The 13,333-nt window shown below is 36.3% G+C and carries 10 protein-coding genes; 5 read left to right on the top strand and 5 right to left on the bottom strand.

Translation table 11 applies throughout. The annotated features are described in order from the left end of the window. Positions 1 to 9 precede the first annotated feature (9 nt). A complete protein-coding gene (gene cydB, locus IQ228_RS01170; RefSeq protein ID WP_096662865.1) occupies positions 10 to 1,023 on the top strand; it encodes a cytochrome d ubiquinol oxidase subunit II in 1,014 nt (337 codons plus the stop codon). Between the two features lie 151 nt (positions 1,024 to 1,174). Then, the gene (gene pyrE / locus IQ228_RS01165) at positions 1,175 to 1,792 is read left to right on the top strand and encodes an orotate phosphoribosyltransferase (protein ID WP_193961983.1); all 618 of its coding nucleotides are present in this window, start codon (positions 1,175 to 1,177) and stop codon (positions 1,790 to 1,792) included. A 266-nt stretch (positions 1,793 to 2,058) separates the two neighbouring features. Here the strand turns inward: pyrE and IQ228_RS01160 are convergent, their stop codons facing one another. Together IQ228_RS01160 and IQ228_RS01155 are read right to left on the bottom strand one after the other, a co-directional pair. Then, positions 2,059 to 3,369 (bottom strand): tetratricopeptide repeat protein, encoded by a 1,311-nt coding sequence (locus IQ228_RS01160; RefSeq protein WP_193961982.1) that lies wholly within the window; start codon positions 3,367 to 3,369, stop codon positions 2,059 to 2,061. A gap of 80 nt (positions 3,370 to 3,449) precedes the next feature. Further along, the gene (locus IQ228_RS01155) at positions 3,450 to 6,548 is read right to left on the bottom strand and encodes a plasmid replication protein, CyRepA1 family (protein ID WP_193961981.1); all 3,099 of its coding nucleotides are present in this window, start codon (positions 6,546 to 6,548) and stop codon (positions 3,450 to 3,452) included. A 648-nt stretch (positions 6,549 to 7,196) separates the two neighbouring features. On the opposite strand from IQ228_RS01155, the gene argS reads away from it, so the two are divergent. The 3 genes from argS (at position 7,197) to IQ228_RS01140 (ending at position 10,479) form a co-directional block, all read left to right on the top strand. Then, complete coding sequence (gene argS, locus IQ228_RS01150) at positions 7,197 to 8,954, top strand: arginine--tRNA ligase (protein WP_027403713.1); 1,758 nt, start codon at positions 7,197 to 7,199, stop codon at positions 8,952 to 8,954. Positions 8,955 to 9,859: 905 nt separating this feature from the next. Continuing rightward, positions 9,860 to 10,150, top strand: coding sequence for a nucleotidyltransferase family protein (locus IQ228_RS01145; RefSeq protein ID WP_027403712.1), 291 nt, complete (start codon positions 9,860 to 9,862; stop codon positions 10,148 to 10,150). Next, positions 10,147 to 10,479 (top strand): DUF86 domain-containing protein, encoded by a 333-nt coding sequence (locus tag IQ228_RS01140; protein ID WP_027403711.1) that lies wholly within the window; start codon positions 10,147 to 10,149, stop codon positions 10,477 to 10,479. The genes IQ228_RS01145 and IQ228_RS01140 overlap by 4 nt, the downstream gene beginning before the upstream one ends. Before the next feature lie 55 nt (positions 10,480 to 10,534). Here IQ228_RS01140 and IQ228_RS01135 read toward each other — a convergent pair whose 3' ends face one another. The 3 genes from IQ228_RS01135 to IQ228_RS01125 form a co-directional block, all read right to left on the bottom strand. Further along, complete coding sequence (locus IQ228_RS01135) at positions 10,535 to 10,762, bottom strand: type II toxin-antitoxin system HicB family antitoxin (protein WP_027403710.1); 228 nt, start codon at positions 10,760 to 10,762, stop codon at positions 10,535 to 10,537. Next, positions 10,759 to 10,983: a type II toxin-antitoxin system HicA family toxin gene (locus IQ228_RS01130; RefSeq protein ID WP_027403709.1), complete on the bottom strand. Its 225-nt coding sequence runs from the start codon at positions 10,981 to 10,983 to the stop codon at positions 10,759 to 10,761. The genes IQ228_RS01135 and IQ228_RS01130 overlap by 4 nt, the downstream gene beginning before the upstream one ends. Before the next feature lie 227 nt (positions 10,984 to 11,210). After that, positions 11,211 to 13,133 carry a hypothetical protein gene (locus IQ228_RS01125; RefSeq protein ID WP_193961980.1) on the bottom strand — a complete coding sequence of 641 codons (1,923 nt, stop codon included), beginning with the start codon at positions 13,131 to 13,133 and terminating at the stop codon, positions 11,211 to 11,213. Positions 13,134 to 13,333: the final 200 nt, after the last annotated feature.

The following is a 13,333-nucleotide window of genomic DNA, read 5'->3' as shown; positions in this document are numbered from 1 at the left end:
AACAATTCTATGGAAGCTTTATTGCGCTTTTTACCACAAGTTTGGTTTGTAATTCTAGGGCTTTTTCTGTTCCTATATGTGCTTTTAGATGGCTTTGATTTAGGCGTTGGTATCCTCTCTTTGACTTCTTCTGATGAAAAACGCCGTAGCCTATTAATGACCAGTTTAGGTAATGTTTGGGATGCTAATGAAACTTGGTTAGTTTTAATGGCTGGGGCATTATTTGGGGCTTTTCCTTTGGCTTATGGGACAATTCTCACTGCCCTTTATTTACCTTTGATGGTAATGGTTGTAGGGTTAATTCTGCGGGCTGTTGCCTTTGAATTTCGGGAACATTCTGATAATAAAAGTTTCTGGAATTTTGCCTTTGGAATTGGCAGTTTCATTGCTTCCTTATTTCAAGGATTTGCCTTGGGTGGTGTATTAGCAGGAATCAAAGTTGATGCTGCTGGGCATTTTATTGGTGGAATATGGGATTGGTTAAGTTGGCAATCATTATTAACAGCCTTGACACTTGTACAAGGTTATGTATTGATTGGTTCAACTTACCTAATTCTCAAAACAGAAGGGAAATTACAGGAAACTCATTTTAAAACTGCTAAATTAGCAGCTTGGACAACTTTAATTGGCGCAATTTTAATTACTATTACTACGCCAATTGTTTATGAAAATGCTAGAGCTAGGCTATTTCATCAACCAGAGGTTTATATTTTTGCCCTGATTCCTTTATTGGGTATGCTGTTGATTTGGTTGCTACTCAAAAGCTTAGATAAAAAAGAAGAAATTGCTTCATTTGTTTACACGGCATTAATATTTCTGCTGACATTTATAGGTTTGGGATTTATTGCCTTTCCTTTCATTATTCCCCCATCTATTACCATTTATCAAGCTGCTTCTTCTGCCACTTCAATGGTCTTTATGATTACGTTCATTGGGTTTTTGATTCCCATTATGTTGTTTTACAACATCTACAACTACTTTGTCTTTCGGGGTAAGGTAGTCATGAGTGAAGAGGGGGATTGACATTTTCAGAGAGAAAACCACACTCGTTGCTGCGGACAGAATTAAATTAATTTAATTCTCGCTACTTTTTGGGTAAATCTTAATTTATGCTTAATAAAGATAACTCTGTTGAGTTGCAATTTTGATTTAACACAACTTTTAATTGTTTGTAATGTCTTATTCCGCCGAAGTTTCTAGCAACCCAAACATTTGGGCAACTACCACTGATTTAACCACTCTCCGTCAAAAGTTACTAGATTTATTTTGCCGACTTGCGTATCAAGAAGGTGATTTTGTTCTTTCCTCTGGACAACAGAGTTCTTACTATATTAATGGTAAACAAGTCACACTTGACCCCCAAGGTGCTTTGGCTATGGCGAGATTATTATTACCAATGTTACCTAAAGATACTCAAGCTGTGGCAGGTTTAACCTTGGGGGCTGATCCTATTGTATCAGCAGTTAGTGTAGTTTCCGTGTACGAAAATAGACCGATACCAGCTTTAATTATTCGCAAAGAAGCCAAGGGACACGGAACAATGGCTTACATTGAGGGTCCCAGTTTACCCCAGGGGGCAAAAGTCGTAGTTTTGGAAGATGTGGTAACAACTGGACAATCTGCCCTCAAGGCTGTGGAACGGCTACAGGCTGCTGGTTATACGGTAGATAGGGTAATTTCCCTCATAGATAGATTGCAGGGCGGTGGGGAGCTATATGAGTCGGCTGGGTTGCAGTTTGAGGCTTTGTTCACGATTGAGGATCTTCAAAAACACTATCGAGAAATTAAGTAGGGGCGGGGTTTCCTCCTCCAGGAGTTCAGGAGTATGGCTAACGCCACGCTGCGCTATCAGGAGGTAGGGGCGCAGGGCCTGCGCCCATTCAGGAGTTCAGGAGGAAGAAGAAAAAAGAAAGAAGAAAGAAAAATAGTTTTCACCAATTCCCTGTTCCCTGTTCCCTGTTCCCTGTTCCCTGTTCCCTGTTCCCTGTTCCCTGTTCCCTGTCACCTGTCACCTGTTCCCTGTTCCCTGTTCCCTGTTCCCTGTTCCCTGTTCCCTGTTCAAGACTGAGACATTCTGGAAATCAGATTGGTAATCTCCTGATAATACCGCGTATTTCCTGACTGAGAATAGAGATCAGCAGATTTACGAAAATCGGCGATCGCATCTAATTGATTACCCAAATGTTTATGGATATCTGCTCTGACTAAATAAGCTAAAGGATAACGGGGCTGTAATTGTATCGCTTGGTTTAAATCTGCTAATGCGGTATTTAATTCTCCAACCAGAAAGCGACTCCGACCTCGATTAAACCAATCTTCAGCTAAACTAGGGTTAATGCTGATAGCTTGAGTATAATCTGATATAGCTTTTTGATATTCTTTCAGGGCATAACGAGCATTAGCGCGATCGCTATAAAATACAGCAGACTGGGAATTTAAGCGTAAAGCCTCTGTGAAATCACTAACTGCACCAGCAAAATCCTTAACTGCATAACGACTATTACCTCGATGATAATAAGCAGCTAAAAAATCTGTATCTATTAGTAAGGCTTGATTATAGTCTTGAATAGCCATTTGTATATTACCTAACAACTTATGAGCATCACCTCGCTTACAATAAGCCGGGGCAAATTCTGGAGACACTTTTATAGCTTGAGTATAATCTGTAACTGCATTAACAAAGTCTTGCATAGCCTCTCGTACCATTCCCCGTCCATAATACGCTGTAGCTAAATGGGGATTGATTTGTAATGCTTGGTTATAATCTTTAACTGCATTTTCATAATTTCCTAATTGATGATGTGCATTAGCTCGAAAACCATATACTAAAGCTAATGTGGGATTAATTTGTAATGCTTGGTTATAATCTTGAATAGCACTTTCATAATCTCCCAAGTTGCTATAGACTAAACCTCGTTCATAGTATGCTTGAATATCATCAGGAACTATTTTTAATGCTTGATTAAAGTTAGCGATCGCTTGGTGATAATCTTGAATACGAGCATAAACTAAACCGCGATTGTAGTAAGCTGCACCAAATTTAGGATTAATTTCTAGAGAAAAATTATAATTAGAAAGCGCATTTTCATATTCTTGCAAAGCATAATAGCTATTACCAAGATTATGATAGGCTTCCGCAAAATTAGGATTTATTTTTATACATTGATTATAATCAGCAATAGCTTTTTCATAATTCCCTAAAATATGAAAAATATTACCTCGATTAATATAAGCTATCGAAAAATCAGGGTATAATTCCAAAACTGTATCAAAATTAGCGATCGCTTTTTCATAATTACCACTATGATAATGATCTAAACCCTGTTGGTGCAAAGCATTAACAACATCAAAATTGATATTCTTATTCATTTTGTCACTTATAGGCGCACAAACTAGATTCTACCACAGATCCCCGACTTCTTTGAGAAGTCGGGGATCTGTTTTTTTGGTCAACTTATCAACACAGTTTCATACTGAGACTTCCTAGATAAATCCACTATTTCTCGTTCCATATTATGTAAAGAAGTTAACATCAAATCATCACGGTGTTGCCAAACTGTAAATATTTTATCTCTACCATCATTGAGAGTTTCTAAATCAATTTTATAACCATCATTGACTTGTTGCAACTTCAAACCCAACAAACTTAAAAGCCTGTTTAATAACTTAATTCCCGCAACAGATTCCTTACCTCTAACTAAATCAATTCCTAAAGCCCGTTTAATATGTCTACTACTTTGTATAGCCACATTTTTCAACCAAATTAAGTCAGCATCACTTTCAGTAAATACCCTTTCTATTTCCAAAAATTGCATTATTCCCAAAGCCCGCATAGCTTCCACCTTGAGAGTATAAGTTCTTAAATCTGGCAGAAAAACCTTACCCTCACCCCACAATAATTGCTGACTCCATTCTTGTTGATCTTTGACATGAAAATATTCACTTTCATGAGTTAAATAATAATGAATTAACAATTGCCCATAATATCCTTTTTCGTCTTGTAATTTCAGTTGAGGAGTAACTACAATTCCATACCTTTGTCTGAGAATATATTTATTAACTTGATGACGTTCGGCATTACTGAGAGAATGTTTAGTCAATAGTTGTTCATATTCTACATAGTTAATATCTTTGGCTGTAGCTACAGAATTGGCTGCTGCTAATTGATTCTGCTGCTTAATGTCCTTGATTTTGCGTTTAATTTCTTTAGCTTTTTGACGACTTTGCGCCCAATCTTTTTGCACTTTTACAATTTCGACAATTAACCGTTTACGATTTTCTAAATCACTAGGTTCAGTGGCAAAAAAGGCTAAACGTAAATCACGGAGAATGTTGTTTTGTACTTCATTACTTCGCATTTGAATATAATGACCATCAGCTATCAATCCATCTTGCATAGATTGCCGATAAAGACGAATAGAGGCATTTACCCTAGCAGATAATTTTGCCCAAGTGCGTAAATGAATGGGATCATAAACTAAAGGTAAATCTACATCTATTTTGTGTAAAGGACTTAATAAAGCCAAATTTTCTTTTTGATTTTCTTGATACCAATGAGATAGTAACCGATAATTTGTACTACCACTACCAATTAAGCCAATACCGCGTTTAGCACACCAAATCACACGGGGGACATTATCTCTAACTCTTGCTAAAGCTTGACGGGCTTCTGAGTCAGGAATTACCCCTTGAAAAATACCATAAACTCGGTCAAAATGTTGGACATCAATACTAATTCCTGTTCCCAAACTAGGGGTAACAAAAACAGTATCATAATCAGTAATTTTTTGATTAATTGCTGCTATCAAATCAACGGCTGCATGGCCAGGTGTATTAGTAGTATGACTGCTAACTACCAGGGTTTCAGGAAATTCTCTTCTGAGTTTTTGTAACCGTTCCCTTAAATAACGTTCAATGGTTTCACAACTGTAACGTCCAGAACGACTATCGGTAGTTACATAGCATCTTCGTCCAGCAATTAGGTCTAATTCCAGTTGATGAATTAGGGGTGTAGGATTGGGTGAATCATAAAAAGTTGTATCCCAACCTTTTGCTGGTTTCCATTCATTGACAACTACCCAAGGGGTTAATTTAATTCCTGATAAAGTCTGTAAATATTCTAAAGATACATCTGATAAATCGGCATCTTGGGCAATGATTAATCCTCCAGTTGTGAGAATTGTAGAAATTAGTTGTTGAAAAATGCGGAGAATTTTAACTCGTTTTTGTTTACAGGTATTGCTATTGAGTAAATGCCATAAAGATTGTTCAACTTCATCTAAAATTAAGATTGCACCACGCCAATCTTCGGGTTTTAATTTCCAAATTGAATCTACACATAATCCTAAAGATGGGGTAATTGCTAAAGGATAAGTAACAGGTACTTCATCAGCTTCTATACTCCATTCTTGATGTTCAAGACCCCATTTAATGCCGATTTTATCACATAAAAACCGTCCTAAGATGATTCTATGGGTAATTAATAAAACTGGTTGATTATGGTTTTTTGCTTGTTGAACAATGCTTTCTAGGGCTGTGGTTTTACCTGTACCTTTTGCTGATTTAACTCCCACTAAACCAGAGGTAGGAAAGGTAATGTTTCCCAAATAAGGACGGTTAATAGTAAGTGCTGCCGGAATTGTTAACTCTGTGTGAGGTTTTGTTTGGGCAATATAAATATCTAGATCTAGACTTTGACGATAAATTTTATCAAATGCTGTTGCACCTTTAGCAATGATAAATTCATCAACTCCTTTTTCTTTTCCTGGAAGTTCGACAACTTTAACAGGGCAGTTTTGTTGTTGAAATAAATAACCGAGTTGGGAAATTGCATTATTGACAGCGGCAATTTTTTTGGCTTGGGTTTCAAAATCAAAACAAATATAAAAATCGCGTTTTGTATGTGTAAATGCGGCTAAATCAGGGATTAATTGCCGACGGGTAACTTTGCCAAATTCATCTTTAATGACCCGATAACCGCTATTAATACCGGGAATCGCAATCGCAACATATCCCTGACTTAAAAGGGCTGCGGCTTTTTTCACACCTTCACAAATAACAATAGCTATTTTATTTTTAATTACCCATGACCAAAAACCTTCGGCTTCACCATCATGATTAATGGTGATATTTTCCGGTAAACTTAAGTTGTAACGTTGTCCAACTTCTTGCCAAATTTGTAAGGATATGCGTAAACAAAATATGCGTGTGGGTGTGCTGGGAGGATGTTCATATTTGATGGATTTACCTTTTTGATTTTGTCGCGGTTGGTTGGGCTTAAAACATCCCCATTCCATATTATGCCAATTGTTGAGGGGGTCTAGTCCTGAACACCACCAACCACCTGCGGTAACATGATAATAACGCTGTAACCAAGCATTTCTAATCATCCCTGTATTGGTGCGAGGGAGTTGGTCAGAAATTAGCAAATATTCATAAGCACTGATGCCCTGAAGCGATTTAAAGTTTAAAAGAATTAAGTCTAAGTTTATACCACTGCTCTTGACTAATTCTTCAAGGTGTTGTGGATGTAAAGAAGGCAGATACATAAGCTGAAGCAGCTAAGGAAGATAACAAGATCAAAACTTTAGCACGGCTCGGCTGATTTTTTATAAAAGAAATTCCTGTTTTTAAGTGTTACTTTTTTTACTTTGTTTTGATAAATACTTCTGTGAATATATCAATGCGTGGTTAGGGTTGTGCAACCGTAAATATAATAAATTTGTATTGTGATATTTATACATATATAATTTTTGGTTATAGGTATTAGCTATTCTTAGGAATGTGGATTAAATAAATTGCAAAAGTAGGGTGTGTAAAGCCCTTGCGGGCATGGCTTCGCTTAAAGCGACAGCGTAACGGGTAGTCGAAAATCCCATCTCTCAAACTCTTACTCTCTGCGCCTGGAGCGTCTCTGCGTGTTCGCGCAGCGTGCCGTAGGCATAATAAAATCATACTTTTACTCAGCAACACCGATAATTTCTATGCTTAAACTCAAAGAACGTCAGCAGTAAATTAGCTAATAGAATCAAGTATTAGTTAAAATTAAACGCAGATAAACGCAGATAAACGCAGATAAAGACGGATGAATTTAAGGATTTGATGATTCTGTTCAGCTTGATCTTAGTTTGGTATAACTATATTTTTAAGCTAAAATCAAGCATTACAGCACTTTTGACACAGATACAATTTACATAATGAATGCTACACAAGAACAACTAAAACTCAAATTAACACAGGCTTTAGTCGCTGCTTTTGGTACAGATTATACCAATACAGATCCAATTTTGGTGGCTGCAAGTAATCCTAAATTTGGTGACTATCAAGCTAATGTGGCTTTATCCCTGAGTAAAAAGTTAGGAAAGCAACCCAGAATTATCGCTGCGGAAATCGTCAGTAAACTAGATGTATCTGATATTTGTGAAACCCCAGAAATCGCTGGACCTGGTTTTATTAATCTTAAATTACAAACATCTTACTTGGAAGCACAACTTAACGCCATTCAGGTAGATGATAGATTGGGAATACCCACAGCGAAAAATCCCCAAAAGCAAATTGTTGATTTTTCCAGTCCGAATATTGCTAAAGAAATGCACGTTGGACATTTACGTTCTACCATTATTGGTGATTCTATTGCCCGGATTTTAGAATTTTGTGGCCATAATGTTTTGCGGTTAAATCATGTTGGTGATTGGGGTACACAGTTTGGGATGTTAATTACCTATTTGCGGGAAGTTTATCCAGAAGCACTGACTACTGCAAATGCTTTAGATATTGGGGATTTAGTTAATTTTTATCGCAAAGCCAAACAGCGATTTGATGAAGATCCGATTTTTCAAGAAACTTCCCGTCAAGAAGTTGTGAGATTACAAGCTGGTGCGGAAGATACACTTCATGCTTGGAAATTGCTATGTGAACAATCTCGACAAGAATTTCAAATCATTTATGATTTACTGAATATAAAATTAACAGAAAGAGGTGAATCTTTTTATAATCCTTTATTACCAAAAGTTGTTAAAGATTTAGCAGCAACAGGATTATTAGAATCAAGTCAAGGGGCAAAATGTGTTTTCTTGGATGGTTTTACAAATAGGGAAGGTGGTCCTTTACCTTTAATTGTCCAAAAAACTGACGGTGGTTATAACTACGCAACCACAGATTTAGCAGCATTAGGTTATCGGATTCAAGAAGATAAAGCCAAACGCATTGTTTATGTGACAGATGAAGGACAATCTAACCACTTTGCCCAATTTTTCCAAGTCGCAAGAAAGGCAAATTGGATTCCTGATGATGTGGAATTAGTTCATGTTCCTTTTGGTTTAGTATTAGGTGAAGATGGGAAAAAATTTAAAACTCGTTCTGGGGATACTGTGCGCTTACGAGATTTATTAGATGAAGCTATTAACCGCGCCCGTGCAGACATAGAAAAGAGATTACAAGAAGATGAACGCACAGAAACAGAAGAGTTTATGCAAAATGTCGCTGAAGTAGTGGGGATTAGTGCGGTTAAATATGCTGATTTAAGCCAAAATCGCACCAGTAGTTATGTCTTTAGTTATGACAAAATGTTATCTCTCAAAGGCAATACAGCCCCTTATCTTCTCTATGCTTATGTGAGGATTCAAGGTATTAGTCGTCAAGGGAATATTGATTTTACCAACTTGGGAATAAATCGCCAAATCTTACTAAGAGAAGATGCAGAATTAACTTTAGCTAAACATCTGCTGCAACTTGATGAGGTGATTAAGGAAGTAGAACAGGATTTATTACCAAATCGTTTGTGTGATTATTTGTATCAACTCAGTGATAAGTTTAACAAGTTCTATGAAAATTGCCCTGTTCTCAAATCTGAAGAACCTGCTAGAACTTCGCGGTTAATGTTATGTGATTTAACTGCAAAAACGCTGAAGTTGGGATTATCTTTGTTGGGAATTAAGGTTTTAGAAAGGATGTAGATATAGCGGTTATTGGTTGGGTGAAATACAAGAACCCCACCCCCAACCCCCTCCCCGCAAGCGAGGAGGGGGGTTATGACTGTATCTCATTTAAGTGCATACTGCTATAAAATAAAAGAATTCGGAAGTAGGTAGGGGTTTAGCTTTTGCTCATTGGTGTCAAATTAAGTTAAAAATGGCTTAAGGGATCACCAAAAAATAAATTACCCAATTTTGTGGGATGGGCATCCTGCCTGTCCTTGGTAATTAGCGGGCAAGATGCCCGCACCACAAGAAACTTTTGGGGATTTTTTTAATTGGAAGTCCCTAAGTAATTAGACAAAAATATTTATTTACAGTCATTGCGAGCGAAGGGAAGCAATCACAACCCTTGGAATTGCTTCATTTCACTTCGTTCCATATGGCTAACGCCACGCTGCGCTAACGCAATAAAATTGTGTAATTAATTCTGTCTCACTACTTATCTGTTGGCTTCCACACCCGCCCGGAAATGATAGCCTAGCGTGGCGTAAGCCATATTTCCGGGCTAATAGCGAAAGTAAACTCAAGTTTACTCAAAAATTTCCGGGTTATTTAGTCATCTTCAGATGACTTCTGCTAAGTAGTGAGACAGAATTAATTACACAATTTCATTGGGAATGGAACGAATTGAAATGAAGCAATCGCAAGGGTTGTGATCCCTTCGCTCGCAATGACTGTAAATATTTTTGTCCAATTACTTATTAGACTGGGAATTCATTCCCAGGCGGGCTTTACCCTGACATAATATCAAACATATTCAGTATTTTTTTGATAATATTCCGGTATTATTCTCATTTATCAATGGCTGAATTTTCTCTTTATATTGACAACTCCTGATGTAATCTAATAAAATAGAGAGGGTTAAGGTTTATCAACAATAAATTATGGGAATTGAAGAATTATTACTACCATTTCGAGAACAAATATTAAAAATTGCCACTAAATATGGTGCTTATAATATGAGGGTTTTTGGTTCTGTTGCCAGAGGTGAAGCAACACCAGATAGTGATATAGATTTTTTAGTAGAATTAAAACCACAAAGTAGTTTATTTGATTATATTGGTTTAATGCAAGATTTAGCAGCATTGCTAGGACGAAAAGTGGATATTGCTGAACCTAATAATTTACATGAATTAATTAGAGATAAAGTATTAAGTGAATCTGTGCCATTATGAAAGATGAGCGTTTATATTTAAGTAATATTCAAGAATGTATTGAACGGATAGAGGAATATACAAAAGGTAGTAAGGAAGAATTTATGCAAACCAAGATGATTCAAGATGCTGTAATTCGCAATTTTGAAATCATTGGGGAAGCTGCAAAAAGATTATCACCTGAGTTGAGAAGTAAATATTCTGATGTTCCTTGGCAGCAAATAGCAGGTTTACGAGATGTTTTAATTCATGATTATTTAAAGGTAAATCTTAATTCAGTTTGGCAAATTATTGAACAGAATTTATCTGATTTAAAAAGACAAGTTACAGCGATTCTGGAAAATTTATGATGGTAAGGGTTTAGCAATGATAAACCCTGCTAATATATTTTAATTTTATTGAATATTAAGCCACCTTCATTAATTGTTCCAAAGATTTAACTACAGGTAAAGGTTTACCATCTTCTTGATATTCGGCAATTAGCATTTCTATAACTTCCTGAGCATTTTTAATAGCTTCTTCATAAGTATTACCATGAGTATGATATTTTTGAGTAGGAAATTCTGGTAAATGAACTAAATAACATTTATCTTCACTACTCCATTGAATAATAATTGTGTAATGTAAATTCATTCTTCTGACTCCTCTTCTTGAATTGATTTTAATTTTACTAATTTTTCGGTAACTTCTTTTTCTATATATAGTTTAGCATCATCTCCATCTTTACCAGATATGGTAATCGGATCACTAGGTAATAAAGGATGATACCACCGGGTATGACTTCCTTTTGCTGAACGGTAAATAAAGCCAGCTTTTTTGAGTAAACTTTTTAATTCTCTGATTTTTTTAGGCATTTTTCATGGGTTTTATGAGGTTTATATCTATGTTGGTTTTAACATTAAATTTAGGGGTTTAGAAATGATATAAGAAACCCACCCCCAACCTCCTTCTCGCTTGCGAGGAGGAGGCTATGATTTACCTTGTTTAAGTGCATATCGCTATAATTAGGGGTTTAGCCAGTGTTTCCTGAAAGAAAGAGGGTGATATGATATCTTGAATATGTTAGTTATCTTGTGTTTGATTAACCTTTAGCAATTTCCAAGAGCCAAGTTTTCAAATCACCTTTATCAACATCATTCGCATCTTTGAAATTAAACATTATTTCTATCAGTTCCAACTTGCGATCAAAGTTCCTCTCAATATGCGGAAAACTTACCATCCTAGTCTTACAAGGTAGATAAACTTTTCCTAGCAATAAAATTTCATTAACAATTCCACCATGTAATAAATGTTCATTAATATGCCACAAAAGACATTGACTCAAACAACCTAAAGCATCTACCGCAATTTGCGGCTCACTGATGCGATTTTTTAGCTGATCTAAAACAAAAGATGCTACATTTTCCACATCTATAAGTTTAGCTCGCCATTCCGCAGGTTGACCAAGACTGATAATTCTCGCTAAAGCCCAAAAAGCTTTTTGACGTAAAGCTAAATGTGGATTGGCTTGAATAATAGATTGCAATCTAGTGATATTTTTAGTAGAAGATTCTGCACAAATTCCAAAGGAGTTAAGTAAATAAACAGCACGAGGTTGGTTTGATATTTCTGTGAATTGTTGGTAAATTAACTTGCCAAAATCTGACCACAAAAGTTTTCCAGGAGTATGGGCAATAGCTGAATATAGTTGTTCATTGTTAGATTGAAAGCGAGATAACCCAGATTCAAATTGTCGCAGAATCCAACTATGATATCTTTGTTCCAATTCTCTAGTTTGAAAGTCAGCAGCATCAGAAGGTAGAGATTGGATTATATTAAATAAAGCCCTCACTGCTACTATTTGTCTTGTTTTTTGCAAGTCAGCGTTAGTATTACTTCCTTGTTCCAACCATTGCAACAAACTTTGAACAATTGATAGCCGATTTGTAGCTTTACGAGTTTGCCTTTCCAGGTCATTTATTTGATCATAAATATTCCCATGTGGATTTTGAGAAAGACTTAATGACACTCTACCCCATTGGGTAAATTGTACCAGAACACTAGGATCTGGTTCGCTGCCTATCCGTGCGCGGGGAATATTGGGAATGGGAATGGGAGTAACAGGTGCTGGTATTGGGTCATCAATAGTATCTCCGTCTGTGTCCGGTTCTTCCTCAGAAACTAATAACGGAAAACGACAATCTGGACGATCTCGATGTACAAGTGTCAACCATAATCGCTCATCAAATGTATATTTAACTTCCAAGTTTAAATAGTCCCCTGGTTGAATATTAGCAGCCCTAATTTTCTTTACATTAACATAACGAGTAAGTTGTAAAGTTGTATTTTGGTTTGGTTTTGAACCCTGACCCACCCAAGTATTAAATCCAATCCGACCTTTTTCCATCATTGGGAGACGAAATCCATTCAAAGTTGTTCGATAAGGATATTTTTGCCCCTGAGAAATTAATAATTCTAGTTGAGATTCTTCAGTATTGGAATCTTTAACTTCTAGCCAAATATTTGTGGGGTTAATCCCACTTTCATCACCTAATGTACCAGAAGCGTAAAGTGCAGCACCACGAGCAACAGCTAAATCTGGATCTCCTTGTGAGAGAATTAATGTTCCTGGTAAAAGTCTTTCTAAACGCTCTGTAACCAATGGAAAATATGTCATTCCACCGTTGAGAAGAATTGCATCTATTTTCGGTAGTTTGCCTAATGTATCTTTAGCTTTTAATAGCACATCCAAAACCGGGACAACAAAGGTATCACGACGATCTGTAAATGGAGATTCATCAAAAGCCGTTTTTGGGTCTAATTTATCAATTAATTCAGGTTGAATGTCTAGACATAACAGGTCTTTTAGTGCTTCCTGCATCTGACGATAGTTGATACTATAGAATATAGAAAAATTACCATCTAAAGCAACATATTCAAATGGCAATTTGAACTCTTCTTTATCTTGACTAAAAATATATTCTGCTCCCCACACTTGCTTAAATTTTTCGGCATAAATTCTCAATTCATGGCGGAGTTTTTTCTGATCAGGTGCAGATAATTTTTGGATTCTGCTATATTTATCAATTCTTGACGTGCTTGGTTACGAGTTTTTTCTAACTGCTGTTCTTCAGTTGAGTTTTTCTATTAATTCTCTCAGTTCTTGCTGGGGACGCGGGGTAAAATATTTATAGGAGTCTTCTATAAATAATAAAAATTGTCCCC

The organism is Dolichospermum sp. LEGE 00246 (genome assembly GCF_015207865.1).
In the GTDB taxonomy this organism is placed as follows: domain Bacteria; phylum Cyanobacteriota; class Cyanobacteriia; order Cyanobacteriales; family Nostocaceae; genus Dolichospermum; species Dolichospermum heterosporum.
This window is presented reverse-complemented; position numbering and strand designations above follow the sequence as displayed.